Here is a 26,727-nt window from a genome sequence, read left to right as displayed (position 1 = left end):
GCGAGGCGCTATTCGCGCGGCTTGTCAGCCGGATAGGGCGTGCCGACGAGAATGGCTATGCCGATCACGAAGAAGAGCAGGATCATCGCCATGCCGAGGCGCGGCGAGGCGAGCGCCGTGACCGTGGCGACGAGGAAAGGCGCGAGGAAGCTGGTCGCCCGCCCGGCCAAGGCGTAGAGCCCGAAATAGCGGCCGGCCTCGTCGGCCGAGACGCTGCGCGCCAGATAGGAGCGCGACGACGCCTGCACCGGGCCGAAAGCGAGGCCGATGAACAGGCCGTAGAGCACATAGGCTTTTTCCGCCGCCGTTCCGAACATGCCGCCCGAATCCTCCACGGGCAGGTCCGCCAGCCCGAACAGAGTAAAGCCCGGACCGGTCGAGACGATTCCGACGGTGGCCAGGGTCAGCACGACGAGCGAAGTCATCACCACCCATTTGGAGCCGAGCGCCGTGTCCAGCCGGCTTGCTGCCAGGCAGCCAAAAATGGCGACGATGTTGAGCAGAATGCCATATATCCCGAGTTCCGTGATGGTCCAGCCGAACATCGCGGCCGCGAAGGCACCGCCCAAAGCCAGCAACGCATTGACGCCGTCCTGATAGATCATCCGGGCGATGAGGAAGCGCAGGATGCCGATACGTTGCCGCGCTTCGGACAAGGTCGCCTTCAACTCGGTCAGGCCAGCGCGGATGCCCGGACGGAGCGCGAGGCCCTTGGCGCTGTCGGGGGTGAAAAACAGCATCGGCAGGATGAAGACGAAATACCAGAGGGCAGCCAGCGGACCGGTGGCGCGGGCGTCCTCGCCCTGCACCGGGTCGAGTCCGAACAGCGCCGGCAAGCCGATGATCGTCTTGCCCGTCTCTGGCGAGGCGGCGAGCATGGTCACGACGAAGATCAGAGCGATCATGCCACCGAGATAGCCGAGCCCCCAGGCGACATTGGAGACACGGCCGATCTCGGCTTTCGAGACCAGGCGCGGCATCATCGAATCGTTGAAAACGATGGAGAATTCCGCCGCCACGGTCGCAAGGCAGAAGAAGACCAGCACGACGAACAGGCTGGAGCCGGGCGCAGCAAACCAGAGCATCGACAGGCAGAGAATCTTGATCGCTGCGAAAGCCATGATCCACGGCTTCTTGCGTCCCGTCTGGTCCGCGATCGACCCGAGAACCGGCGACAGGATGGCGATGACGAGCCCGGCGGCGGCCACACCATAGCCCCAGGCCGCTTGCCCCTCCGCCGGGTTGCTGGCCATGCGCGAGACGAAATACGGGCCGAAGATGAAGGTGGTGACCACCGTGAAGAAGGGCTGTGCCGCCCAGTCGAAGAACATCCAGCCCCAGATGCCGCGCCTCGGGACGGCACCGGCGGTGATCGCGGTCATGGATGCTCCTCGTTGTAGGGTTGCGCGACGATGCCAGATTCGGCGCGGATGCCAAGTCTCTTGTTGCAGTTCGATCGCTATATCCGTTCCGCCTGGGCAGGGACGCCGGCACCGGCGCAATTTGCACTTGTACCAACGAATGGTATTGTCGGTTCAACCGGAGACGAACCATGGCACGCAACACGTCGATCTCACTTGGCGACCATTTTACCGATTTCATCGACGCGCAGGTGAAGACGGGACGCTACGGGTCCGCCAGCGACGTGGTCCGGGCCGGGCTTCGTCTGCTTGAAGAACATGAAGCAAAGGTGAAAGCACTACAGGACGCGCTCGCTGCGGGGGAGGAGTCGGGTGAACCGCGGCCGTTCGACAGCGACGCATTCCTGAAGCGCATGCATTCCAAGCATGCGAGCTAAAAAGCGGGTCTACCGATTATCGCCGCTTGCGGAAGCGGATCTCGAGCGCATCTGGGTCTATAGCCTCGACAACTGGTCGGTGCAGCAAGCCGACCGCTACCACGGTGACATTGTCGCCGTGCTGGTGGACCTGGCTGCCGGACGAAGAACAGGGCGTCCCGTCAGCGTTCGCGAGGGCTATCTCAAATATCCCGTCGGATCACATTTCGTCTTCTATCGGCTGACCGACCGCAGCGTCGATGTCATCCGTATCCTGCACAAGAGGATGGACGTCGAGCGGCATCTCTGATCAGGCGCGGTCCTACACCACGGTCAGATCGTGTATCAGCCCCGCCGCCACGGTCAGCCGCGATACGGTGATGTCCCCGCCCTCGGTGAGCGCCTGCAGCCGCTCGCGGGTGCGGGCGACGCGTTCGCCGCCGGCCTCCAGCCAGCGGGCCACCGGCTCGCCGCTGCCCTCGTCTGCCGCAAGCGCCGCAACCGCGATGCCGCGGCCGGCGGCAGCGATCGTGTCCGTCGCCCTCGTCAGCGCCATGCCGTCGTAATAGTCGGTCGTGGCGATCGCCCGCGCCGCGTCCTCGATACGGTCGATGCGGAACGCCTCGCCGACCGCGAAGAAGGCCTTGGCAGCTTCAACGATATCGGCGCCGGCGGTGCGGGCCACCAGCGCGATGTCGGGGATCGTCTGCACGGCATCGGCATTGGCGAGCTTCTCGGCAAGCCCTTCCGGTGCGCCGGCAAGGACAAAACCCTGCCGCCGCTCGTCGAGCCTGGCACGGAGGTAGGCGGGCAGCAGCGAAACGAGCTTCGGCTCCAGCGCCGCGCGCGCCTTGTGCAGCTCGGCGATGCGCTCGCCGACCGGCGCGTCGGTGTGGTCGTTCTTCAGCAGCCAGCCGCATTCCATGAACAGCAGCCGGCCGACCGATTGATAGAGCTCGAGCTGCAGCTGGCCGTCGATCCTGGCATCGAGCGCATCGATCTCGGCATAAAGCGCCGGCAGCGCGAAGCCGTCGCGCACGACGGCGAAAGCCCGCGTCACCTCGGCGGCCGTGCGTCCGGTTCCATCCTGTAGCCGGCTCACGAAGGATGGGCCGCCGCGATTGACGAGATCGTTGGCGAGAACGCGCGAGACGATCTCGCGGCGCAGGCGGTGGCCGCATATCTCGGCATTGAACTTCTTCGCCATGCGGGGCGGGAAATAGGCCAGCAGGTCGTCCTCGAAATGCGGGTCGTCCGGCGCGTCGCTGTCGAGCAGGTCGGAGAAGAGCACGATCTTGGCATAGGCGAGCAATACGCCGAGCTCGGCCCGGGTCAGCGGCTCGCCGCGCGCCTGGCGCTCGGCCAGCGCGGCGTCCGAGGGCAGCGTTTCGACCGCGCGGTCGAGCAGGTCGCGGGCCTCGAGATTGGCAATGAAGCGGGCCTGGTGCGGCAGGTCGGCCAGCCCGCGCTTCCTTTGCAGCGACAGCGCCAGGGTCTGCTGGTAGTTGTTGGCCAGCACCAATTCGCTGACGTCCGGCGTCATCTCCGCAAGCAGCGTGTCGCGGGCGGGACGGCTGAGCCCATCCTTGCGCATCGCCGACGCCAGCGCGATCTTGATGTTGACCTCGACGTCGGAGCAGTTGACGCCGCCGGAATTGTCGATGGCGTCCGAGTTGCAGGCACCACCGAGCAGGCCGAATTCGATGCGGCCGCGCTGCGTGACGCCGAGATTGGCCCCTTCGCCGATCACCCTGGCCCGGACCTCGGCGGCGGTGACGCGGATCGCGTCGTTGGCGCGGTCGCTGACCTCCTGGTTGGTCTCGCCGGTCGCCTTCACATAGGTGCCGATGCCGCCGAACCACAGCAGATCGACCGGCGCCTTGAGAATGGTGTTGATGATCTCGGCCGGCGAGGCGGTGGTCTTGGTCAGGCCTATCGCGGCCGCGGCCTCGGCGCTCAGCGTCACCGCTTTCTGCGAGCGCGAGATCACGGCGCCGCCGGCCGACAGTTTCGTCTTGTCGTAGTCCTGCCAGCTCGAGCGCGGCAGGTCGAACATGCGCCTGCGCTCAGCGAAGGAGACAGCCGGGTCCGGATCGGGGTCGATGAAGATGTCGCGGTGGTCGAAGGCGGCGATCAGGCGCGTCTGCTCGGACAAGAGCATGCCGTTGCCGAACACGTCGCCCGACATGTCGCCGACACCGACCACGGTGAACGGCTCGGCCTGGATGTCGCGGTTCATCTCGCGGAAATGCCGCTTCACCGCCTCCCACGCGCCCTTGGCGGTGATGCCCATCTTCTTGTGGTCGTAGCCGGCCGAGCCGCCGGAGGCGAAGGCGTCGTCCAGCCAGAAATCATGCGCCTGGCTGATGGCATTGGCGGTGTCGGAAAAGGTCGCCGTGCCCTTGTCGGCGGCGACGACGAAATAGGGATCGTCGCCGTCGCGCCGCACCACGTCCTGCGGGGGCACGATACTGCCGTCGGCGGCGATGTTGTCGGTGACCGAGAGCAGGCTGGAAACGAAGTTGATGTAGGCCTGCCGGCCCGCCTCGAACCAGAGGTCGCGATTGGAGCTCGGCGGCAGGCGCTTCGGGTAGAAGCCGCCCTTGGCGCCGACCGGGACGATGACGGCGTTCTTCACCTGCTGCGCCTTGACCAGGCCCAGCACCTCGGTGCGGTAGTCCTGGGCGCGGTCGGACCAACGCAGGCCGCCCCGCGCCACCCGGCCGAAGCGCAGGTGGACACCCTCGACTTCGGGGCCGTAGACGAAGATCTCGCGCCACGGCCGGGGGTCTGGAAGGCCGTCGAGCGCCCGCGAATCGAGCTTGATCGCCAGCGAACGGCCCTTCATCTCGGCAGCGAAATGATTGGTGCGCAGCGAGGTTTCGATCAGGTTGAGATAGCGCCGGATGATGGTGTCGTCGTCGAGGCTGGGTACCTCCTGCAGCGCATCCTTGATCTTGGCCTTGAGATGTTTTGCCGTAACCGCGCCGTCCTGTGCGGCCGGGTCGAACAGGGCAGTGAACAGCTGGAACAGGCCGCGCGCGACTTCCGGATAGCGGTTCAGCACATTGGCGATGACGTCCTGGCTCTGCGGTATGCCGGCCTGCTGCAGATAGCGGCCATAGGCGCGCAGGATGAGGATTTCGCGCGACCACAGCCCGGCAGTCTGGACCAGCGCGTTGTAGCCGTCATTGTCGGCCTCGCCGTGCCAGACGGCGAGCAGCACCTCCTCGAAGCGTGCGCCGCGATCGGAGAGATCGATCGGCTTGCCGAAGGCGTTCTCCAAATCCATGTCGTGGATGAAGACCAGCGCGTCGTCTCCGCCGCGCACTTCGAAGGTGCGCTCGCTGATGACGCGGAACCCCATGTTCTCCAGCATCGGCACGCGCCGCGACAGCGCGACAGGTTCCCCGTAGTGATGGATCTTCAGGGCCGCCTGCCCGGGCTTCTGGTCGGCATGGCGATAATAGTCGATGGCGATCGGATTTTCCGCCGACAGGCCGGAGACCTGCTCGGCATCGGCCAGCGCCTCGACGGCCGTGAAGGAGCCGCGATAGCTCTCGGGGAATTTCGCGGCGACGCCGGCCAGTCTTTCGTCGAGGCCCGCGGCGGCGGCTTCGTCGCGCAGCCCGTCCTCCCAGGTGCGCACGATGCCGCGGATCGCCGCCTCGATCGTGGCCTGCTCGACCTTCGGCGTCTTGCCGCCGGAGCGCCCGATGATGAAATGGACGCGCGCCAGGCCGCCTTCCGGGAAGGCCGGATAATAGGCGGAGAGGCGACCGTCGAAGACGGTCTTCAGATATTGCCCGATCCGCTCGCGCACGATCGAATCGTAGCGGTCGCGCGGCACGAACACGAGCACCGAGACGAAGCGGTCGAACTGGTCGACGCGCACCAGGGCGCGTACGCGCGGCCGCTCGACCAGTCCGAGGATCGCCTCGGCGTGCTTGCGCAGGATCGGGACGGGAATCTGGAACAGCTCGTCGCGCGGATAGGATTCCAGCACGTTGATCAGCGCCTTGCCGGAATGGTCGGCGGGGTCGAAGCCGGATTTCTGGATGACTGCCTGCGCCTTGGAGCGCAGATAGGGGATCTTCAGCACCGAGCGCGTATAGGCGGTCGAGGTGAACAGGCCGACGATGCGCAGTTCGCCCGACAGATCTCCATTGGAATCGTAAGTCTTCACGCCGATGTAGTCGAGATAGGCGCGGCGGTGGACGACCGACTTGGCGTTCGCCTTGGTGACGATCAGCGGATCGGGTCCGTGCAGGAAGGCGCGGATCTCCGGCGTGGTCTGGCCGTTGTGGGTGTTGTCGCGCCTCAATACGCGCACGTCCGGATCGGCCAGGATGCCCAGCCCGCGCTTGTCCGAGCGCTCCAGCGTGCCGGCCTTCTCGCCCCCGCTGTAGTGGAACTCGCGCATGCCGAGGAAGGTGAAATTGTCGTCGCGCAGCCATTCGAGGAATGCGATGGCTTCCTTCACGGCGCCCGCGTCGAGCGGCACCGGAGCATAGCGGTAATCGGAAATCGCATGGTCGAGCCGGGCAAGCATCGGCTTCCAGTCCGCCGTCGCCGCCCGCACCTGGACGAGCACCGTGCCCAGCCGCTGCCTCAGCCCGTCCGCCTCCTCGGCCGAGACAGGTTTCACATGGACGTGGATGACGCTCAGCCGGTCGGCGCCGTGGTCGCGAACGGAGCCGCCTTCATCAAGGATTTCCTCCACCCCGTCGGGTCCGTGCCGAACGACCAGCACCGGATGCGTGACCAGCTCCGGCTCGCCGGCCGTGTCGGTGATTTCACCGAGCACCGAATCGAACAGGAACGGCATGTTGTCGTTGACGACGGTGATCACCGTCACCGGCCTGCCGTCGCGCTGCACGCCGCCGTCGCGTTCGATCGACACGACGGAGTCACCCTTGCGGTGCGCCGCGACGGCCTTGCCGGCGAGCTCGGCGGCGCGCTGCAGCATGGCCGGCTCATAGGCCGCGACATCCTCCGCCGGTGTCCGGGCGAGCAGCAGGTCGGCCAGCCGGGCAGGCTTTTTCTCGGTCCCGGCCGCCATTTTCTTGAGTTCCGATGCGGTTTTGACGCTGGCGGCCATGATTATCTGCTTCCCTCTCCCGTCGAAGGCTTTTGCGGCTATCGTACCAGATGACCCGCAATTGGCGACAAAGGTTTGACGGGCGATAGGAAAAGCGGCGTCACAGCAACGAAGGAGGCAGGACATGGCCGAGAAGATCACCGCGCTGGCGCTCGAGCCGGCGGAACTGAGCGAGGCGACAAGAACCTATTTCGACAAATGCGTGGAGAAGCTCGGCCTGGTCCCCAATGTGCTCTGGGCCTATGCCTTCGACGAGAAGAAGCTGCGCGCCTTCACCGAGATGTACAACGAGCTGATGCTGGGCGATTCCGGCCTGTCGAAGCTCGAGCGCGAGATGATCGCGGTCGCTGTCTCCTCGGTGAACCACTGCTACTACTGCCTGACGGCGCATGGGGCGGCGGTGCGAAAACTCTCCGGCGATCCCGCGCTCGGCGAGATGATGGCGATGAACTATCGCGCCGCGGAGCTTTCGCCGAAGCAGCGGGCCATGCTGGACTTCGCCGTCAAGCTGACCGAAACGCCCGACAGGGTGGAGGAGGCCGACCGCGCCGCGTTGCGCGAGGCGGGATTCTCCGATCGCGACATCTGGGACATCGCCGCTACCGCCGCCTTCTTCAACATGTCGAACCGCGTGGCGGCCGCGGTCGACATGCGGCCGAACGCCGAATACCACGCTATGGCGCGGTAATGTCTCGATGCAGATCACCAGCCGGGCAAATCCGACCCTCGGCAGGAAATCGCCGCTTCCGACCCGTTCCCGTCGATGAAACAGTGGAAACCGTCATGGGCACAGCGAGTGACACCCGCTTCTGGGACAGGACTTCGAGGAAGTATGCCAGGGGCGCGATTGCGGACCCGGCCGGATATGAGCACACGCTGGACCGGACCCGCGCTCTGTTGGGATCAAACGACCGCGTATTGGAGCTGGGTTGCGGAACAGGAACGACGGCGCTCCGGCTTGCAGGCGATGTGCAAAGCTATCTTGCGACGGATATTTCCGCTGGAATGATCGCGATTGCCGAGGAGAAGTGCTCCGCGGCTCCCGTTCCCGCTCTTGCTTTCCGCGTTGCAGCCGCAGACGAGCTCATGCCCGAAGCCATGCAGTTCAACGCTGTCCTGGGATTCAACTATCTCCATCTGGTCCGCGACCTGCCCGGCACGCTGCGCCGCATCCATGCCCTGCTTGCGGCCGACGGCTTGTTCATTTCCAAGACACCATGCGTAGGCGATATGAATCCACTCGTCCGGCTCGCCTTGCTGCCCGCGATGCGCGCAATCGGCAAGGCGCCGTATGCCGGAATTTTCCGGGCGGCGGAGCTGCGCCAATTCATACGGGCCGCAGGGTTCGACATCCTTGCTGCTGAAAGCCACGCAACCAGGGGCAACGACAATCGTCCCTACATTGTGGCCCGCAAGCAAAGCCCTGCCGCCGAGCAAATAGCGGGATAGCCGCCGGAGACCACGGCCCTCCCTCTGCATTGCCTGCGAGGCACGGTATCCGCGTCTCCGGCAACTGGCCAGCTTCGGCCGACAAACGCGATGCAAAGACATACGTAGCGTATGCACATTGACATACGTCACGTATGTACCGATATGCCGACATAGGGTGCATATCGATGCGACGGCAGGAAGATTCCGCCTGCCTTGTTCCAACAGGAGAAAACAATGGCCAAACGTGGTGCGATCTTCCCTGCCGGCCGGCAGGCGCTTTACGAGATCAACCGCTATTCGGCGGCGATCCGTTCAGGCGATCTTCTTTTCGTCTCAGGCCAGGTCGGCAGCCGCGAGGACGGCTCACCCGAGCCTGACTTCGAAAGGCAGGTCCAGCTTGCCTTCGACAATCTGAACGCGGTGCTGAAGGCGGCCGGCTGCACGTTCGACGACGTCGTCGACGTCACCTCCTTCCACACCGACCCTGCCACGCAGTGGGAGGCGGTCAGCGCGGTCCGGTTGAAGGCGATCGGCGAGAAGCCCTATCCCAACTGGACCGCGGTCGGCGTGAACTGGCTGGCCGGCTTCGATTTCGAGATCAAGGTCATCGCACGCATTCCTCAGTCCGCCTGACCGACGAGATCGCCGACAAGTCTAGCCCGTGCGGGCCGAGCCGGCCCTCACGACCGCGCGGCGATCGCCGCCGCCGCGCCGCCCATGGTGGCGGCGCTGATGCGGTTGGCAACGCGCATCGCCCGCTCGCTCTTCAGCAGCCGCCTCGCCTGCGCTGCGGCGAACACCCAGGCGAGATCGATCGCGATCAGCACCAGCGCCATGGTGAGCGTCAGCTCGGCCCAGCCGAGCAGGCTGACCGAAGCGAGATCGATGATGGTCGGCAGCAGCGCCAGGTAGAACATCATGATCTTCGGATTGCCGAGGGTGACGGCCATGCCGGCGATGAACAGTTTCGCCGGCGCGTCCGCTCTGGGCAGCGCGCCGCCATTCGCCTTCACCGGCGCCGTCCACATCCTCCAGGCGAGATAGGCGAGATAGGCGACGCCGAGCCATTTCACGACGACGAAGGCCAGATGGAAGGTCTGGGCGACGAAGGCAAGGCCGAAGACGGCCAAGGTCAGCCAGATCGCCTCGCCGATCCACATGGCGAGCAGGAACGGAAAAACGTCGCGGAAACCCTTGGAGACGACGCGGGCGACCAGCGCGGCGATGCTCGGTCCGGGCGAGCCGGCGGCGACCAGCAGCGCGCCGGCGAAGATCAGAAGCGAAGAGAGTTCCATGGATCGGCTCCGACATCAAACACCCGCCGGGCGCTGCCCGGCGGGGAAGGCGGCCGAAGATACAGAGTCCGCCAGGCTTGCGCCAGCAGCTTGCTACAGCACCCCGGTCAGGATGCCGACACCGGCCACCGCGGCCGCGCCGCCGGCGGCGCGCATCGCCAGCGGACCGTGGCGCTCGGCAATCCTGCCGATCAGCAGGCCGGCGCCGATACCCGCGAGATGCAGCAGCGCGGTGCCGAGCATGAAGCCTAATCCATAGGCGAGGCCACCGGCATCCGCCGGCATTTCGCTGCCATGGGCATGGCCGTGGAAGACGGCGAACAGCGCCGCGATCCCCATCGCAACCGCAGTCGGCGCCTTGATCCCGGCGGCGACGATCGCGCCGAGCACGATCACCGAAACGGCGATGCCGGCCTCGACGAAGGGCAGATCGACGCCGGCGACGCCGAGCATGCCGCCGAGCGCCATGACCAGCACGAAGGTGGCCGGCACCAGCCACAGCGCACGGCCGCCGATCTGCCAGGCGAGCACGCCGACCATGACCATGGCGAGCATGTGGTCGAGGCCGGAGATCGGGTGCGCGAGGCCATGTGCGAAGCCGCCGGCCGGGCCGACACCGGTGTGGGCGAAAGCCGTCGCCGGAACGAGCGTCGCCGTCGCTGCCAGGAGGCCGCCCGCCAATCTGATGTTCATCTGTCCGTTCCTCATGTTCGGTCGCCGCGCCTGTCCGGTGGTGAGCTGAATTGCGGGCGGAGTTTTCGCCGCCGCATCGCCGCAGTCAACGGCCGGCATGGCCGGGCTTCAACAAATCCCCTGCGACGGAAGCCGTTCGCTTTCCGGGACGCCTATCGAGGCGGCAGATGATGCGAAAAGCGGCTGTTCTTGCCCAAACCGGAACCGCAGCAAGCAGCCAATGCCCGATCGGAAACGATCAGCGGCTGATCGCAGCCTGGGCATGTCCGCGCAACAGCACCATCAGCCGTTCGGCTTCGGCGGCGGCGCCGGCCTCGTCGCGGTCGAGGATCTTCCGGATCAGCTCGACATGGTGGGCGGCCGATTCGGCAAGCCCCGTCTCGCGCTGGTAGCGGAACCAGAAGCGGCGCGAATGGGTCTGCAGCGGCGCCGCCAGACGGGCCGCGAACGGATTGTCGGCCGCGAGCGCCATGGCGTCGTCGAGCGCCTTGTCTGCTTCCAGGAAGGCGATCACGTCGGCAGCGAGAACGGCGCGGTGCATGGCCTGCGCAGAGTCCTGGAACCGCTCGCCGGCATCCGGGGTAGTGAAGCGGGCGGCTGAGCGCGCCAGCACGATCTCGACGCCGGTACGGGCGTCGAGCACGCGCAGCCAGTCGCCGGCATGCAGCGGCGCGATCGCCAGCCCGGCGCGCGGCCTGATCTCGACCAGCCCCTCCCAGGCGAGCCGCTGGATCGCCTCGCGCACGGGCGTGCGGCCATAGCCGAGACGTTCGATCAGATGTCCCTCGGTGGTGACCGTGCCGGGTGCGAGTTCGAGGGTCACGATGGCACGCTCCAACGCCCGGTAGGCGCGTGCAGTGGCCGACTCGTTGGTGATTTCGATCTGGTTCAAGCCGGCACCCTGATTGATATACCATTGATATATCACTCTGGAATCCAGATTGACAAATGTCTCTATTCAGAGATATATCACTGATATATCTGAAGGAGATAAACCATGTGGAACGGTGTCTTCCCAGCCGTCACGAGCAAGTTCACGCAGGACGACAGGCTGGATCATGCTGAAATGGAGCGCTGCTTCGCACTGCAGATCGAGGCTGGATGCGACGGCATCATCGTCGCCGGCTCGCTCGGCGAAGGGCCGATGCTGAGCCATGACGAGAAGATCGAGGTGCTGAAGACGGCGCAGAAGGTGGCCGCCGGCCGGCCGGTGCTGCTCACCGTCAACGAGGCGGCGACACGCGACGGTGCGGCGCTTGCGGCACGCGCGGCGAAGGCCGGCGCCGACGGGCTGATGGTGGTGCCGAGCCCGATCTACCACACCAATCCCGAGGAGACCGTGGCGACGCTCAAGGCGGTCGCGGCGGCCGGTGGCCTGCCGGTGATGATCTATTCCAACCGCATCGCATACCGCGTCGACGTCACCGTCGAGGTGATGGAGGAACTCGCCGCCGATCCCCTCTTCGTCGCGATCAAGGAATCCTCGGACGACATCCGCCGCTCCACCGACATCATCAACCGCTTCGGCGATCGTTTCGACCTGTTCACCGGCGTCGACAATCTCGCCTTCGAGGCGCTGTCGGTCGGCGCCATCGGCTGGGTCGCCGGCCTGGTCACCGCCTTCCCGAAGGAGACCGTCGCCATCTATCAGCTGATGAAGCAGGGGCGTCGCGACGAAGCGCTGAAAATCTACCGCTGGTTCCGGCCGCTGCTCGACCTCGACGTCTCGACCTACCTCGTCCAGAACATCAAGCTCGCCGAGGTTTTCGCCATCGGCACGAACGACCGCGTGCGCATGCCGCGCCAGCCGCTGTCGGGCGAACGCCGCGCCGCCGTGGAGAAGATCGTCAAGGACGCATTGGCGATCAGGCCCGAGCTGCCGAAGCTTCAGGTGGCAAAGGCGGCGTAGTTTTCTTCTGCCCGTTGCATGGAGAAGATGACGGCAGCGGATGAGGGACGGCACCAGCGTGGCGAGCAATTCAGAGCCGGCAAATGAAGGGCTCCGCCCCTCGCCCTCCCTTGGGGCACCTTCTCCTCGCGAACGGGGAGAAGCGGAAAACATCGTCATCGTCGGCGCCGGCATTATCGGCATCTGCGCCGCAGCATATCTGGCCGAGGCCGGCCGCTCCGTCATGCTCATCGATCGCACCGGCATCTGCGAGGAGACCAGCTCCGGCAACGCGGCTGCCTTCGCCTTCTCCGACGTGCTGCCGCTCGCGCAGAAGGGCATGATCCGGCAGTTGCCGAAATGGCTGGCCGACCCGCTCGGGCCGCTCGCCATCCCGCCCGGCTATCTGCCGAAGCTGCTGCCCTGGCTCATCCGCTTCTGGCGTGCCGGCTCGCCGAGGAACTATGAGGCGAGCCTTGCCGCCCAGGCGTCGCTGATGAAGCTCGCCGAAGCCGAGTGGATGGGCCTGATGGAGCGCTCCGGCACGCGAAAGATGCTGCGCGAGGACGGCTCGCTGGAGCTTTACGAGAGCGAGGCCGAATTCTCGGCGTCGTTGCCCGGCTGGTCAGCGCGCGGCCGTTTCGGCATCGCTTTCAGGCATGTCGCGGGCGGCGAGTTGGCCGAGCTCCAGCCCGGCCTGTCGCCACGTTTCGTCAAAGGCACCTTCGTTCCGGGCTGGAAGACCGTCGCCGACCCGAAGCTGCTCGGAAAGGCCGTCTGGGGCCATGCCGAAGCCCATGGCGCGAAGTTCGTCCAGGGTGACGTCGGATTGGTCATGCGGTCGAAAGACCAGGTCGTCGTCCAGTTGCGCGGCGGCCGCACGATCATGGCGCAGCACCTGGTGGTTGCCGCCGGCGCCTGGTCGCATCTGCTGGCGCGCCAGCTCGGTGAGCGCATTCCGCTGGAGACCGAGCGCGGCTACAACACCACGCTGCCGCGAACCGCCTTCGTCGTGAAGCGCCAGCTCATCTTCTCCGGCCACGGTTTCGTCATTACGCCACTCGACACCGGCCTGCGCGTCGGTGGCGCGGTCGAACTCGCCGGGCTCAGACGGCCGCCCAATTTCGCCCGCTCGCGGGCGATGCTGGAAAAGGCGAAACAATTCCTGCCGGGCCTGGACCCGTCCGGCGGTCGCGAATGGATGGGCTTTCGCCCGTCCCTGCCGGACTCGCTTCCGGTCATCGGCCGATCTCAGGCTGCGGACAACATGGTCTACGCCTTCGGCCATGGGCATCTCGGCCTCACCCAGGCCGCCGCCACCGGCCGCTTGATCCGCGATCTGGTTGTGGGCCAGAGTCCGGCAATCGATCTGGCGCCGTTCAGTCCTCAGAGGTTTTGAGAGTTTCAGCCATGGCCCGCCACACCTTCTTCTGCCTCGACGGCCACACCTGCGGCAATCCGGTCCGCCTCGTCGCCGGCGGCGGGCCACTGCTCGAAGGCTCGACCATGATGGAGCGGAGGGCACATTTCCTCGCCGAGTACGACTGGATCCGCACCGGGCTGATGTTCGAGCCGCGCGGCCACGACGTCATGTCCGGGTCGATCCTCTACCCGCCGACCCGGCCCGACTGCGACATCGCCATCCTGTTCATCGAGACTTCCGGCTGCCTGCCCATGTGCGGCCACGGCACCATCGGCACTGTCACGATGGCGATCGAGCACGGCTTGGTGCGGCCGAAGACGCCGGGCGTGCTGCGGCTCGACACGCCGGCGGGGCTGGTCGTCGCCGAATACCGGCAGGAGGGCCAATATGTCGAGGAGGTGCGCATCACCAACGTGCCGTCCTTCCTCCATGCCGAGGGGCTGACGGTGGACTGCCCGGTTCTCGGCGAGATCGTCGTCGACGTCGCCTATGGCGGTAATTTCTATGCGATCGTCGAACCTCAGGAGAATTTCCGCGACATGGCCGACCATTCGGCCGGGGACCTCATCGCCTGGAGCCCGGTCGTGCGCCAGCGCCTCAACGAGAAATATTCCTTCGTGCATCCGGAGAACCCCGGCATCAACCGGCTGTCGCACATGCTGTGGACCGGCGGACCGACGCAGCCGGGCGCCGACGCGCGCAACGCGGTCTTTTATGGCGACAAGGCGATCGACCGCTCGCCCTGCGGCACCGGCACCTCGGCACGCATGGCGCAGCTCCATGCCAAGGGCAAGCTCAAGGCCGGCGACGGCTTTGTCCACGAATCCATTATCGGCTCGCTGTTCAAGGGTCGGGTCGAGCGCGAGGTGGAGGTGGGCGGCAGAGCCGGCATCGTACCCTCGATCGGCGGCTGGGCGCGCATGACCGGACACAACACCATCGTCATCGACGACCGCGATCCGTTCGCCCACGGATTCGTGGTAAAATGACGCAGCGGAAGCTCTCGCGGACTTCTACGACGAAAGAATGATTTCTCGTTTTCGTGCAATGATTCACGGAAAATTGGCTTTCCAGCAGCGATCCTTGCCGTCAGACTTGGTGAAAGGCGTCAATTCATCAAAGACATTGCGTTATGCCAATGATAGGGTCCGCGCTGATCCAAGGGGCTGCCACAACAAAACAGACGGATCGGGGAGCGGGCGGTTTCGGGCACGGCAATGCAAGAATCGCATTGCAATCCCGGCTCGAAATCGTACCACTAAGGGAATAACAAAAGGGCTGCGTCCGTCCGGGCGACATCCCAGGGGAGCCGCAAAAATATGGAATATTTCGTCCAGCAGCTTGTGAACGGGCTGACGCTGGGATCGATCTACGGGCTGATCGCGATCGGCTACACGATGGTCTACGGCATCATCGGCATGATCAACTTCGCCCATGGCGACATCTTCATGATCGGAGCCTTCACGGCGCTGATCGTCTTCCTGATCCTCGGTGCGATGTTCTATTCCGTGCCGGTGGTCGTGGCGCTGCTGATCATGATGATCGTGGCGATGCTGCTCACCAGCCTCTACAACTGGACCATCGAGAAGGTGGCCTACCGGCCGCTGCGCGGCTCGTTCCGGCTGGCGCCGCTGATCACCGCCATCGGCATGTCGATCGCCCTGTCGAATTTCGTGCAGGTGACGCAGGGCCCGCGCAACAAGCCGATCCCGCCGATGGTGAGCCAAGTCTACAACATCGCCGGCATCTCGGTCTCCCTCAAGCAGATCATCATCGTCATCGTCACTGTCTCGCTGCTCGCCATCTTCTGGTACCTCGTCAACAAGACGGCGCTCGGCCGCGCCCAGCGCGCCTGCGAGCAGGACCGCAGGATGGCGGCGCTGCTCGGCGTCGACGTCGACCGCACCATCTCCATCACCTTCATCATGGGCGCCTCGCTCGCCGCCGTCGCCGGCACGCTGTTCCTGATGTATTATGGCGTGGTCGTCTTCTCGGACGGCTTCGTGCCGGGCGTGAAGGCGTTCACCGCGGCGGTGCTGGGCGGCATCGGCTCGATCCCCGGCGCAGTGCTCGGCGGCCTTTTGATCGGCTTCATCGAGAGCATGTGGTCGGCCTATTTCTCCATCGACTACAAGGACGTCGCCGCCTTCTCGATCCTCGCCATTGTGCTGATCTTCCTGCCCTCCGGCATCCTCGGCCGCCCCGAAGTGGAGAAGGTCTGACATCATGGCACAAGCCGTTTCCGCGCAGCGCGTCGCCGCCGAAAGCAATTTCAGCGAGGCCGCCCGGCAGGCGCTCTATGCCGGCCTGATCTCCTTCGGCCTGTTCGTCCTGTTCATCGGACTGAGGACCGACCAGAACATCCGCAACGAGCTCATCCTGGTGCAGCGTTGGGGCACGCTGGCGATCGTGGTGCTGCTCACCATGGCCGGCCGCTTCCTGTTCGTGGCCTTCGCCCAGCCGGCGATCGCGGCCCGTGCCGCGGCCAGGGCCAAGGCGACGGCGGTCGCCGCCGAGCCCGGCGCGCTTCGCAAGAACGGGACGAAGCTGGCGATCCTGGCGCTGTTCCTCTACCCGATCTTCATCCTGTGGGCGGTCGGCCTGCAGGGCTCGCTGAAATGGGTCGACAATTTCGGCATCCAGATCCTCATCTATGTGATGCTGGCCTGGGGGCTGAACATCGTGGTCGGCCTGGCGGGCCTGCTCGATCTCGGCTACGTCGCCTTCTATGCGGTGGGCGCCTATTCCTACGCGCTGCTCGGCACCGAGCTCGGCTGGTCGTTCTGGATCCTGCTGCCGGCGGCCGGCATCATGGCCGCCTTCTGGGGTGTCATCCTCGGCTTTCCGGTGCTGCGTCTGCGCGGCGACTATCTCGCCATCGTGACGCTCGCCTTCGGCGAGATCATCCGGCTGGTGCTGATCAACTGGCGCGAGGTGACAAACGGCTCGGCCGGCATCTCCGGCATCCCGAAGGTCGATTTCTTCGGCCTGTTCGACTTCAACGTGTCGTCGGACATCTATTTCGGCAAGGTCTTCGGGCTGGCCGCCTCGGGCGCCTACTACAAGATCTTCCTCTATTATCTCATCGTGCTGCTCTGCCTGCTCACCGCGTTCGTCACCATCCGGCTGCGGCGCATGCCGGTCGGCAGGGCCTGGGAGGCGTTGCGCGAGGACGAGATCGCCTGTCGCTCGCTCGGCATCAACACCACGACAACCAAGCTGACGGCCTTCGCCATCGGCGCCATGTTCGGCGGCTTCGCCGGCTCCTTCTTCGCGGCGAGGCAGGGTTTCGTCAGCCCGGAATCCTTCGTTTTCCTGGAATCGGCAATCATTCTCGCCATCGTCGTGCTCGGCGGCATGGGCTCGCTGATGGGCATAGCGATTGCGGCGCTGGTGATGATCGGCGGCACCGAGATCCTGCGCGAGATGACGTTCCTCAAGCAGGTGTTCGGTCAGGACTTCACGCCGGAGCTCTACCGCATGCTGCTGTTCGGGCTCGCCATGATCATCGTCATGGTGTGGAAGCCGCGCGGCTTCGTCGGCAGCCGCGAACCGACCGCGTTCCTGCATCAGAGAAAGGCCATTTCCGCCGCCTTCACCAAGGAAGGTCACGGCTGATGAACGCGGCAGGCGAGATGACATATCCGATCCTTCAGGTCGAACATCTGTCGATGAAGTTCGGCGGCCTCGTCGCCATCGGCGACCTCTCCTTCGAAGCCCGGCGCGGCGAGATCACCGCGCTCATCGGGCCGAACGGCGCCGGCAAGACCACCGTGTTCAACTGCATCACCGGCTTCTACAAGCCGACCGAGGGCATGATCACGCTGACCCGCCAAGACGGCTCGGCCTATCTGCTGGAGCGCCTGCCGGGTCATGAGATCGCGGCGCGCGCCAAGGTGGCGCGCACCTTCCAGAACATCCGCCTGTTCTCTGGCATGACGCTGCTGGAGAACCTGCTGGTCGCCCAGCACAACAAGCTGATGAAGGCTTCCGGCTACACGGTCATGGGCCTGCTCGGCATCGGCGGCTACCGTCAAGCCTCGGCCGAATCGATCGATCTCGCCAAGCACTGGCTGGAGAAAGCCGACCTGGTCAACCGCGCCGATGATCCCGCCGGCGACCTGCCCTACGGCGCGCAGCGGCGCCTCGAGATCGCCCGCGCCATGTGCACGGGTCCCGAGCTGCTGTGCCTGGACGAGCCGGCGGCCGGGCTCAATCCGCGCGAATCGCAGGCCCTGAACGATCTGCTTAACGACATCAAGCAGGACACCGGCACGTCGATCCTGCTCATCGAGCACGACATGTCGGTCGTCATGCAGATATCCGATCACGTCGTGGTGCTGGAATATGGCCGAAAAATTTCCGACGGCGACCCGACCTTCGTGAAGACCGACCCCCGCGTCATCGCCGCCTATCTCGGCGTCGAGGACGAAGAAGTCACAGAGGTGCTTGCCGAGGTCGGCGACGATCACGTGATCGAGCAGCTCGACGCGGAACCCGACCGGGCTCACGGCCCCGGCGATTCCTCCTCGATGATGGCCGGCTCGATTTCCGACACCATCGCCCATAGCGACGAGTACGGCGAGCGCATAACCGTGTCGCCCGGCGCGTCGCGGGCGAGGCAAGTGGAGGAGCGTGAGGCGCGGGCCAAGGCCAGGGCCGCGGAGATGGCGGCCGCGCCGGCGTCCGTTCCGGTTGCGGAAACCGCGCCGGACAAGCTCACTCTGATCAAGGGTATCGGCCCGGTGAATGCCAGGAAGCTCAACGAGCATGGCGTCTACCGCTTCGAGCAGATCGCGTCGTGGAAGGCTGCCGACATCCGTGCCGCCGAAGCCTATCTCGAATTCGACGGTCGCATCGCTCGCGAGGATTGGGTCGGCCAGGCCAAACGGCTGGTGAAGGCGGCGGCCAAGCCGGCAAAGGAAACGGCGGCCGAGCCGGCGCGCAAGCGTGGGAGCAAGAAATAATGGCCGCGCAACCGCTGCTCGATGTGCGGGGCATCGAGACTTACTACGGCAACATCCGGGCGTTGAACAGCGTCGACGTGACGGTCGACCAGGGCGAGATCGTCGCGCTGATCGGCGCCAATGGCGCCGGCAAATCGACGCTGATGATGACCATCTTCGGCAGCCCGCGGGCGCGCACCGGCACCATCACCTTCGCCGGTACCGACATCACCAACCTGCCCACCCACGAGATCGCGCGGCTCAGGATCGCCCAGTCGCCGGAAGGCCGTCGCATCTTCCCGCGCATGACGGTGATGGAAAACCTGCAGATGGGGGCGAGCCTCGACAACCTCAAATATTATGACGAGGACGTCGAGAAGGTCTTCCACCTGTTCCCGCGCCTGAAGGAGCGCATCGCGCAGCGCGGCGGCACGCTGTCGGGCGGCGAGCAGCAGATGCTGTCGATCGGCCGCGCGCTGATGGCGCGCCCGAAGCTGCTGCTGCTCGACGAGCCGTCGCTGGGCCTGGCGCCGCTGATCGTCAAGCAGATCTTCGATGCCATCCGCGAACTCAACCGGACGCAGGGCCTGACCGTGTTCCTGGTCGAGCAGAACGCCTTCGGCGCCCTGAAGCTCGCCAACCGCGGCTATGTCATGGTCAACGGCCGGGTCACCATGAGCGGCACTGGCAAGGAGCTTCTCGCCGATCCGGAAGTGCGCGCGGCCTATCTCGAAGGCGGCCGGCACTGAGCTTTGGAGCGACTGCGATGCATGGAATTCTCTACGAGGAACCGTCGATCTGGCAGTTCTTCTTCGTCACCTTGCTGCTCGGCGGCTGGGCGGCATGGATGACGGGGCGGGCCTGCGCCCAGACCTGGCGTCCGATGTCGGCGCTGGTCGTCTATCTCCTGCTGCTCGGCATTGCCGTGCGCTTCATCCATCACGCCCTGTTCGAGGGCACGATGTTCACGGCTCACTACTATATCGTCGACACGATCATCCTGCTGGTCGTGGGCATATTGGGCTACCGCTTCACCCGGACCAACCAGATGGTGACGCAGTACCACTGGCTCTACGAGAAGACCTCGCCGATCGGCTGGAAAGCCAAGGGCTGAGGCCGACTTAGGGGGTCGGAACCCCGCAAACGAAACGGCGTGACAAGCGCCTGGAAATCGGCAAAGTTACCTTTCTGCGATAAGGGTGGGCATCGCAAGAAGGCATGATCCTCGATCCTCGCCCACCCCGTTAATGGGAGCGTTTACATGAAGAAGTCACTTCTGTCCGCAGTTGCCCTGACCGCCCTGATGGCGTTCAGCGGCAGCGCCTGGGCGGACATCGTCATCGGCGTCGCCGGCCCGGTCACCGGCCCGAACGCTGCCTTCGGGGCCCAGCTCCAGAAGGGCGCCGAGCAGGCGGCAGCCGACATCAACGCGGCGGGCGGCATCAATGGCGAGCAGATCAAGGTCGTCGTCGGCGATGACGTCTCCGATCCGAAGCAGGGCATCTCGGTCGCCAACAAGTTCGTCGCCGACGGCGTCAAATATGTCGTCGGTCACTTCAACTCGGGCGTCTCCATCCCGGCCTCGGAAGTCTATGCCGAGAACGGCATCCTGGAGATCACCCCGGCGGCGACCAACCCGACCTTCACCGAGCGCGGCCTGTGGAACGTGTTCCGCACCTGCGGTCGCGACGACCAGCAGGGCGGCATCGCCGGCGCGTATCTGGCGGAGAAGTTCAAGGACGGCAAGATCGCGGTCATCCACGACAAGACGCCTTACGGCCAGGGCCTCGCCGACGAGACCAAGAAGGCGATGAACGCCGCCGGCGTCAACGAAGTCATGTATGAAGGCGTGAATGTCGGCGACAAGGACTTCTCGGCGCTGATCGCCAAGATGAAGGAAGCCGGCGTCACAATCGTCTACTGGGGCGGCCTGCACACCGAAGCCGGCCTGATCATCCGCCAGGCGGCGGACCAGGGCCTCAAGGCCAAGCTGGTGTCGGGTGACGGCATCGTGTCGAACGAACTCGCCTCGATCGCCGGCGACGCGGTGGAAGGCACGCTGAACACCTTCGGGCCCGATCCGCGCCTCGACCCGAAGAACAAGGAGTTGGTCGAGAAGTTCCGCTCTCAGGGTTTCGAGCCGGAGGCCTACACGCTCTACTCCTACGCCGCCATGCAGGTGATCGCCGCCGCCGCCAAGGCAGCCAATTCGGTGGACCCGCAGGAAGTGGCCAAGGCGATGAAGGAGAAGGGGCCGTTCCCGACGGCACTCGGCGACATGGCCTTCGACGAGAAGGGTGATCCGAAGCTGCCGGGCTACGTCATGTATATCTGGAAGAAGGGCGACGACGGCAAGTACACCTACGTTCCGGAGTGATCCGGGCGCACGTCTGAACGAATCGTGCCCGGCGCCTCGCGCCGGGCATTTTTCTTCCGGATCCTGCCTCGGCTTATTGCTGGAATTGTCGGTCCGCCGGCGAATGCGCTTGCTGTGAATGTCGCCGGAAAGCTTGCAGCAGCCCGAAAGCGGTAGGTGCAAGAACGCAGGCATAGAGCCCGATACGCAATCCCTTTTTTTCACGACATGCGCTACTGTCGGTAGCCGCATTCAAGCCGGGCGTCTGGAGGGCACTGATGTCGCAGGCCTACATGTCCCCTGATCATTTCGTGCATTGGGCGACCATCGAGGGATTCGCCACCAAAGGCGGCAATATCAGACTCAACAAATACATGTCGGCATCCGACAGCAATGGCGGCTCCTATACCTCACAGGACCTGATGAACCAGCTCAAGGGCGTGATGACGCGGCTGGGCAGCACACCCCCGTTCAAGAACTATGTCCGCATGTTCACCGGGCAGGGCGACATCAACGATTTCATAACGCTCTGGAATTGGATGTACGATCACCTGGACGAGATGCGGAAGCTCAAGATCCAGACCTACTCCGTCCGGAATAACGGCGACGGGACATTCACGAAAATCCCCGGCAAGATTCTCGACCTGGCCACCGTGTTCAAGCCGAGCCGACCGTTTCCGGAGGCGATGGCCGAACTCGTCGACAATGCCTGCTTCGGATGGGACTGTATCGGCTTCGTCAGCCAGTACCTGGTCACGATCAGCCATCTCGACCAGTACCAGACGTGGAAGTCGGATCAGTACCTTACGCTGGGAAAGTTCGATCCGATCAAGACGCTGGAGGATATTTTGCCGTGTTGCGTCATCGTTTTCGGCGACTGGCATATCGTGCTGGTGGATGGCGTCGATTGGATCGCCTATGACGACAATACCAAGACGCTCTCGGCCAAGGTGTCGGTCTCGCAAAGCTACACAGGCGGCCCGCACACGCGAAGGGACAAGATCCTCACGCAGACGCGCTTCGGCAACGGCTGGAGCGAGATCAACCAGACCGGTGTTCTCGATGTCGCGGCCAAGTGCAGGGTCGGCAAGAATGCAGCGATCGAGATCAGGTTCCCGCCCTATGTCGCCGCTGACTGAATGAAGCAGTCAAACCCGTTCGCACTGTCGAAAACGGGTTTGCGAGGATCGAACGACGAGGCAGGCCAGCGACTTCAGGCAGAGTCCGCGATGCTCAGGCATGATCGTTCGGTCTACCCTGCGAGGTTGCCGATTCGCCCAGTGGAAGCGGAACCCCGGGCAGATAAAGGGAGATCGGACGGACTTCGTAGACCGCCGTCTTGTTGACTCGGCGCAGGTCACGCGCGATCGCGATTGCCTCGTCCCGCGTGGCGCAGTCGACCACGTAGAGGCCCAGGAGCTGTTCCTTCGTTTCGGCGAATGGTCCATCGAGTACCATGCCGTCGCCGGGGCCACGCAATGTCGAGGCCTTGGCCGAAGCGTCCAGCCGGGCGGCCGGCCCGAGCTTGCCCTGCTGCGTCAGCCTGTCGTTCACCTGCAGCAGGTTATTCATCAGGGTCCGACGTTCCTCCTCCGTCCATGAGGACACAACCTCTTCCACGTGATAGGCAAGGATGGCGTAGAGCATCAGCTCCTCCCTTCTATTCTGTGCTTGCGGCAGACGCGCCAGCGGTTCTGCGAGCGGCGCATCCTATCCGATCGGTCGCGTAGGAGAAGCCTGTCTTAGGTCTCCCGAAAGACGTCGCTTCCTCCAGGCAATGCGTGAGCGAGCGTAGGAAATGCCCGCGAAAACCTACCGTCCAGGCAAGCTGAGCCGCTTCGCCATTTTTGTTTGCACTGCACAAGTTATGCGCTAAGCAGAAAGCGTCAGCCTTCCTGTCCTTGGAGTGTGCGGGTGCCCATCAGCAAGATCCTTGTCGCCAACCGGTCGGAGATCGCCATCCGCGTCTTTCGCGCGGCCAATGAGCTGGGTCTCAAAACGGTGGCGATCTGGGCGGAAGAGGACAAGTATTCGCTGCACCGCTTCAAGGCCGACGAGAGCTATCAGGTCGGCCGCGGCCCGCATCTGGCCAAGGACATGGGGCCGATCGAGAGCTACCTGTCGATCGAGGAAGTGATCCGCGTCGCCAAGCTTTCCGGGGCGGATGCCATCCATCCCGGCTACGGCCTGTTGTCGGAAAGCCCGGAATTCGCCGAGGCCTGCGCCGAGAACGGCATCACCTTCATCGGCCCCAAGCCGGAGACGATGCGCCGGCTCGGCAACAAGGTGGCGGCGCGCAACCTCGCCGTCGAGGTCGGCGTTCCGGTGGTGCCCGCCACCGACCCGCTGCCGGACGATCCGCAAGCAATCAGAAAGCTCGCCGCCGAGATCGGCTACCCGGTGATGCTGAAGGCGTCGTGGGGCGGCGGCGGCCGCGGCATGCGCGCCATCCGCGGCGAGGCCGACCTGTTGCGCGAGGTCACCGAGGGCAAGCGCGAGGCGAAGGCCGCGTTCGGCAAGGACGAGGTCTATCTGGAGAAGCTGATCGAACGCGCCCGCCATGTCGAGGTGCAGATTCTTGGCGACACCCACGGCAATGCCGTGCATCTGTTCGAGCGCGACTGCTCGATCCAGCGCCGCAACCAGAAGGTCGTGGAGCGGGCGCCGGCGCCCTATCTCCGCGACGAGCTGCGCCAGGAGCTCTGCGGCTATGCGCTGAAGATAGCCGGCGAGACCAGCTATATCGGGGCCGGCACGGTCGAGTTCCTGCAGGACGCCGACACCGGAAAATTCTACTTCATCGAGGTCAACCCGCGCATCCAGGTCGAGCACACCGTCACCGAGCAGGTGACCGGCATCGACATCGTCAAGGCGCAGATTCACATCCTCGACGGTTTTGCCATCGGCACGCCGGAGTCAGGTGTCCCGGCACAGAAGGACATCCGCCTCAACGGCCACGCACTGCAATGCCGCATAACCACCGAGGATCCCGAGCAGAATTTCATTCCGGACTACGGCCGCATCATCGCCTATCGCGGCGCCACCGGCTTCGGCATCCGGCTCGATGGCGGCACGGCCTATTCCGGCGCCGTCATCACCCGCTTCTACGATCCGCTGCTGGAGAAGGTGACCGCCTGGGCGCCGACCCCCGAGGAGGGGATCGCCCGCATGCATCGGGCGCTACGCGAGTTCCGCATCCGCGGCGTGGCGACCAACCTCACCTTCCTCGAAGCGATCATCACCCATCCGGCCTTCCGCGACAATTCCTACACGACGAAGTTCATCGATACGACGCCGGAGCTGTTCGCCCAGGTGAAGCGGCAGGACCGGGCGACCAAGCTGCTCAACTATCTCGGCGACGTCACCGTCAACGGCCATCCGGAGACGCGCGGCCGCGCCCTGCCGAACCCGGAAGCGGCGGCACCCGTCATCCCCTGGTTCACCGGCCCCATTCCCGACGGCACCAGGCAGAAGCTCGACACGCTAGGCCCGGAAAAATTCGCGGCCTGGATGCGGGAGCAGAAGCAGGTGCTCGTCACCGACACGACCATGCGCGACGGCCACCAGTCGCTGCTGGCGACCCGCATGCGCACCCATGACATCGCCGCGATCGCCGGCACCTATGCGCGCGCCCTGCCGCAGCTGCTGTCGCTCGAATGCTGGGGCGGCGCCACCTTCGACGTCGCCATGCGTTTCCTCACCGAAGACCCGTGGGAGCGCCTGTCGCTGGTGCGCGAGGCGGCGCCCAACCTGCTCCTGCAGATGCTGCTGCGCGGCGCCAACGGCGTTGGCTACACCAACTACCCCGACAACGTCGTCCAGCATTTCGTCAGGCAGGCGGCAGCGGGCGGCATCGACCTCTTCCGCGTCTTCGACTGCCTGAACTGGGTCGAGAACATGCGCGTCGCCATGGACGCGGTCGGCGCCGAGGGAAAACTCTGCGAAGCGGCGATGTGCTATACCGGCGACATCCTCGATCCGGCTCGCGCCAAATACGACCTGAAATATTATGTCGGGCTGGCCCGGGAACTCGAAGCGGCCGGCGCCCACATCATCGCCGTCAAGGACATGGCCGGCCTGTTGAAGCCCGGCGCGGCGCGCGTGCTGTTCAAGGCGCTGCGCGAGGCGACCGACCTGCCTATCCACTTTCACACGCACGACACGTCGGGGCTTGCCGCAGCCACGGTGCTGGCGGCGGTCGAAAGCGGCGCCGACGCCATCGACGCGGCCATGGACGCCTTCTCCGGCAACACCTCGCAGCCCTGCCTTGGCTCCATCGCCGAGGCGCTGAAGGGGACGGAGCGCGATCCCGGCCTCGACACCGGCTGGATCAGGCGCATCTCGTTCTATTGGGAAGCGGTGCGCAACCAGTATGCGGCGTTCGAGAGCGACCTGAAGGGACCGGCCTCGGAAGTCTACCTGCATGAGATGCCGGGCGGTCAGTTCACCAATCTCAAGGAACAGGCGCGCTCGCTCGGGCTGGAGACGCGCTGGCACGAGGTGGCGCAGGCTTATCACGACGTCAACCTGATGTTCGGCGACATCGTCAAGGTGACGCCGTCCTCCAAGGTGGTCGGCGACATGGCACTGATGATGGTCAGCCAGGATCTCAGCGTCGCCGACGTCGAGAACCCGGCCAAGGACATCGCCTTTCCGGATTCGGTCGTCTCGATGCTGCGCGGCGATCTCGGCCAGTCGCCCGGCGGCTGGCCGGCGGCGCTGCAGAAGAAGGTGCTCAAGGGCGACAAGCCGATCACGGCGCGTCCCGGTTCTCTGCTGAAAGCCGCCGACCTGACGAAGAGCCGCAAGGAGATCGAGGAAAAGCTCGGCCGCAAGCTCAGCGAGCAGGAGTTTTCTTCCTGGCTTATGTACCCGAAGGTGTTTTCGGACTTCTGCGGCGCGGCGGAGACCTACGGCCCGGTCAGCGTGCTGCCGACGCCGACCTATTTCTACGGCATGAAGCCGGAGGACGAGATCTTCGTCGACATCGAGAAGGGCAAGACGCTGGTGATCCGCTGCCTCGCCATCGGCGACGTCGACGAGAAAGGCATGGTCACCGTGTTCTTCGAGGTCAACGGCCAGCCGCGACGCGTCAAGGTGCCGGACAGGGCGCACGGCGCCTCGAACGGCAAGGCCCGCCGCAAGGCGGAGCCCGGTAACGAAGCCCATGTCGGCGCGCCGATGCCGGGCGTCGTCTCGACGCTCGCCGTCAGCACCGGACAGGCGGTCAAGGCCGGCGACGTGCTGCTCTCCATCGAGGCGATGAAGATGGAGACCGCCCTGCACGCGGAGCGCGACGGCACCATCGCCGAGCTGCTGGTCCGCTCCGGCGACCAGATCGACGCCAAGGACCTGCTGGTCGTCTACGCAGCCTGACGAGGCGGCATTCCGTCAGAGCGGAACGCTTCCTTGCATCTTGGGCCATGTCGCGACGGTTTCGGGCGGAGCGCGCGCAGGCCGTCGAACCGCGCTGGCGGCATTCAGCCCGTCGGGCCAATGGAGCACACGCCGCACGGGCGACTGCGAGATGCAGTGCGCCTGCTGACAGCGGCGCGATCCTGCGCTGAACGAAGTTGAATTGGGGGCGGAGGACATGGAAGCGCGACCGGAAACGCACCAGTGTCCCGGGTGGGCTTCGACAAGCCTCGCGTTGCGGGTGGCCGTTACGGCCGCTCTAATTGGGAAGGTTTCTATCATAAAGAGAAGATATTGATGCTTTTGGCAGACCTGGCAGCGACCTACTCTCCCGCGTCTTGAGACGAAGTACCATTGGCGCTGGAGCGTTTCACGGCCGAGTTCGGAATGGGATCGGGTGCA

At 65.0% G+C, this 26,727-nt stretch carries 22 protein-coding genes and 1 rRNA gene; 16 read left to right on the top strand and 7 right to left on the bottom strand.

Annotated elements, in window-relative coordinates:
• Positions 1-8: 8 nt before the first annotated feature.
• Complete coding sequence (locus tag C7I84_RS18255) at positions 9-1,382, bottom strand: MFS transporter (protein ID WP_106773652.1); 1,374 nt, start codon at positions 1,380-1,382, stop codon at positions 9-11.
• A gap of 170 nt (positions 1,383-1,552) precedes the next feature.
• Between C7I84_RS18255 and C7I84_RS18250 the strand changes: the two genes are divergently transcribed.
• Both C7I84_RS18250 and C7I84_RS18245 read left to right on the top strand, forming a co-directional pair.
• Positions 1,553-1,798 carry a type II toxin-antitoxin system ParD family antitoxin gene (locus C7I84_RS18250; RefSeq protein ID WP_106773651.1) on the top strand — a complete coding sequence of 82 codons (246 nt, stop codon included), beginning with the start codon at positions 1,553-1,555 and terminating at the stop codon, positions 1,796-1,798.
• Positions 1,788-2,087 (top strand): type II toxin-antitoxin system RelE/ParE family toxin, encoded by a 300-nt coding sequence (locus tag C7I84_RS18245; RefSeq protein WP_106773650.1) that lies wholly within the window; start codon positions 1,788-1,790, stop codon positions 2,085-2,087. Before C7I84_RS18250 ends, C7I84_RS18245 begins: the two co-directional genes overlap by 11 nt.
• A 12-nt stretch (positions 2,088-2,099) precedes the next feature.
• On the opposite strand, the gene C7I84_RS18240 is transcribed toward C7I84_RS18245, so the two are convergent.
• Entirely contained in the window at positions 2,100-6,878 is a 4,779-nt protein-coding gene (locus C7I84_RS18240; protein WP_106773649.1) for an NAD-glutamate dehydrogenase, read from the bottom strand.
• Between the two features lie 124 nt (positions 6,879-7,002).
• Here C7I84_RS18240 and C7I84_RS18235 point away from each other — a divergent pair, with 124 nt between their 5' ends.
• From C7I84_RS18235 to C7I84_RS18225, 3 genes are all read left to right on the top strand, one after another.
• Positions 7,003-7,566, top strand: a complete 564-nt coding sequence (locus C7I84_RS18235; RefSeq protein ID WP_106773648.1) for a peroxidase-related enzyme — start codon at positions 7,003-7,005, stop codon at positions 7,564-7,566.
• Between the two features lie 95 nt (positions 7,567-7,661).
• Positions 7,662-8,327: a class I SAM-dependent methyltransferase gene (locus C7I84_RS18230; protein WP_106773647.1), complete on the top strand. Its 666-nt coding sequence runs from the start codon at positions 7,662-7,664 to the stop codon at positions 8,325-8,327.
• Positions 8,328-8,543: 216 nt separating this feature from the next.
• Positions 8,544-8,942, top strand: coding sequence for a RidA family protein (locus C7I84_RS18225; protein ID WP_106773646.1), 399 nt, complete (start codon positions 8,544-8,546; stop codon positions 8,940-8,942).
• 47 nt (positions 8,943-8,989) lie between these two features.
• Here the strand turns inward: C7I84_RS18225 and C7I84_RS18220 are convergent, their stop codons facing one another.
• From C7I84_RS18220 to C7I84_RS18210, 3 genes are all read right to left on the bottom strand, one after another.
• Complete coding sequence (locus C7I84_RS18220; protein WP_106773645.1) at positions 8,990-9,604, bottom strand: LysE family translocator; 615 nt, start codon at positions 9,602-9,604, stop codon at positions 8,990-8,992.
• Between the two features lie 93 nt (positions 9,605-9,697).
• A complete protein-coding gene (locus C7I84_RS18215; RefSeq protein ID WP_106773644.1) occupies positions 9,698-10,297 on the bottom strand; it encodes a HupE/UreJ family protein in 600 nt (199 codons plus the stop codon).
• Positions 10,298-10,535: 238 nt separating this feature from the next.
• The gene (locus tag C7I84_RS18210; RefSeq protein WP_425351361.1) at positions 10,536-11,180 is read right to left on the bottom strand and encodes a GntR family transcriptional regulator; all 645 of its coding nucleotides are present in this window, start codon (positions 11,178-11,180) and stop codon (positions 10,536-10,538) included.
• 114 nt (positions 11,181-11,294) lie between these two features.
• On the opposite strand from C7I84_RS18210, the gene C7I84_RS18205 reads away from it, so the two are divergent.
• From C7I84_RS18205 to C7I84_RS18160, 10 genes are all read left to right on the top strand, one after another.
• Positions 11,295-12,206 (top strand): dihydrodipicolinate synthase family protein, encoded by a 912-nt coding sequence (locus tag C7I84_RS18205; protein ID WP_106773642.1) that lies wholly within the window; start codon positions 11,295-11,297, stop codon positions 12,204-12,206.
• A 58-nt stretch (positions 12,207-12,264) separates the two neighbouring features.
• Positions 12,265-13,584: an NAD(P)/FAD-dependent oxidoreductase gene (locus C7I84_RS18200; RefSeq protein WP_245428490.1), complete on the top strand. Its 1,320-nt coding sequence runs from the start codon at positions 12,265-12,267 to the stop codon at positions 13,582-13,584.
• A gap of 11 nt (positions 13,585-13,595) precedes the next feature.
• Positions 13,596-14,597, top strand: a complete 1,002-nt coding sequence (locus tag C7I84_RS18195) for a 4-hydroxyproline epimerase (RefSeq protein WP_106773640.1) — start codon at positions 13,596-13,598, stop codon at positions 14,595-14,597.
• Between the two features lie 330 nt (positions 14,598-14,927).
• Complete coding sequence (locus tag C7I84_RS18190) at positions 14,928-15,830, top strand: branched-chain amino acid ABC transporter permease (protein ID WP_106773639.1); 903 nt, start codon at positions 14,928-14,930, stop codon at positions 15,828-15,830.
• Positions 15,831-15,834: 4 nt separating this feature from the next.
• Positions 15,835-17,226: a high-affinity branched-chain amino acid ABC transporter permease LivM gene (livM, locus tag C7I84_RS18185; RefSeq protein ID WP_106773638.1), complete on the top strand. Its 1,392-nt coding sequence runs from the start codon at positions 15,835-15,837 to the stop codon at positions 17,224-17,226.
• Positions 17,226-18,575 carry an ATP-binding cassette domain-containing protein gene (locus C7I84_RS18180; RefSeq protein ID WP_106773637.1) on the top strand — a complete coding sequence of 450 codons (1,350 nt, stop codon included), beginning with the start codon at positions 17,226-17,228 and terminating at the stop codon, positions 18,573-18,575. Before livM ends, C7I84_RS18180 begins: the two co-directional genes overlap by 1 nt.
• Positions 18,575-19,303 (top strand): ABC transporter ATP-binding protein, encoded by a 729-nt coding sequence (locus C7I84_RS18175; protein ID WP_106773636.1) that lies wholly within the window; start codon positions 18,575-18,577, stop codon positions 19,301-19,303. Before C7I84_RS18180 ends, C7I84_RS18175 begins: the two co-directional genes overlap by 1 nt.
• Before the next feature lie 17 nt (positions 19,304-19,320).
• Complete coding sequence (locus C7I84_RS18170) at positions 19,321-19,668, top strand: DUF6867 family protein (protein WP_106773635.1); 348 nt, start codon at positions 19,321-19,323, stop codon at positions 19,666-19,668.
• 147 nt (positions 19,669-19,815) lie between these two features.
• Positions 19,816-20,931: a branched-chain amino acid ABC transporter substrate-binding protein gene (locus C7I84_RS18165; protein WP_106773634.1), complete on the top strand. Its 1,116-nt coding sequence runs from the start codon at positions 19,816-19,818 to the stop codon at positions 20,929-20,931.
• 257 nt (positions 20,932-21,188) lie between these two features.
• A complete protein-coding gene (locus C7I84_RS18160; protein ID WP_106773633.1) occupies positions 21,189-22,049 on the top strand; it encodes a hypothetical protein in 861 nt (286 codons plus the stop codon).
• Positions 22,050-22,143: 94 nt separating this feature from the next.
• On the opposite strand, the gene C7I84_RS18155 is transcribed toward C7I84_RS18160, so the two are convergent.
• Entirely contained in the window at positions 22,144-22,557 is a 414-nt protein-coding gene (locus C7I84_RS18155; protein WP_106773632.1) for a YciI family protein, read from the bottom strand.
• Positions 22,558-22,824: 267 nt separating this feature from the next.
• Between C7I84_RS18155 and pyc the strand changes: the two genes are divergently transcribed.
• Positions 22,825-26,286 (top strand): pyruvate carboxylase, encoded by a 3,462-nt coding sequence (gene pyc, locus C7I84_RS18150; protein ID WP_106773756.1) that lies wholly within the window; start codon positions 22,825-22,827, stop codon positions 26,284-26,286.
• Positions 26,287-26,635: 349 nt separating this feature from the next.
• Here pyc and rrf read toward each other — a convergent pair.
• Positions 26,636-26,727: ribosomal RNA gene (gene rrf, locus C7I84_RS18145) — 5S ribosomal RNA — on the bottom strand; the annotation flags it as partial.

Origin of the sequence: Kumtagia ephedrae, assembly GCF_003012745.1 — a bacterium.
In the GTDB taxonomy this organism is placed as follows: Bacteria; Pseudomonadota; Alphaproteobacteria; order Rhizobiales; family Rhizobiaceae; genus Kumtagia; species Kumtagia ephedrae.
This window is presented reverse-complemented; position numbering and strand designations above follow the sequence as displayed.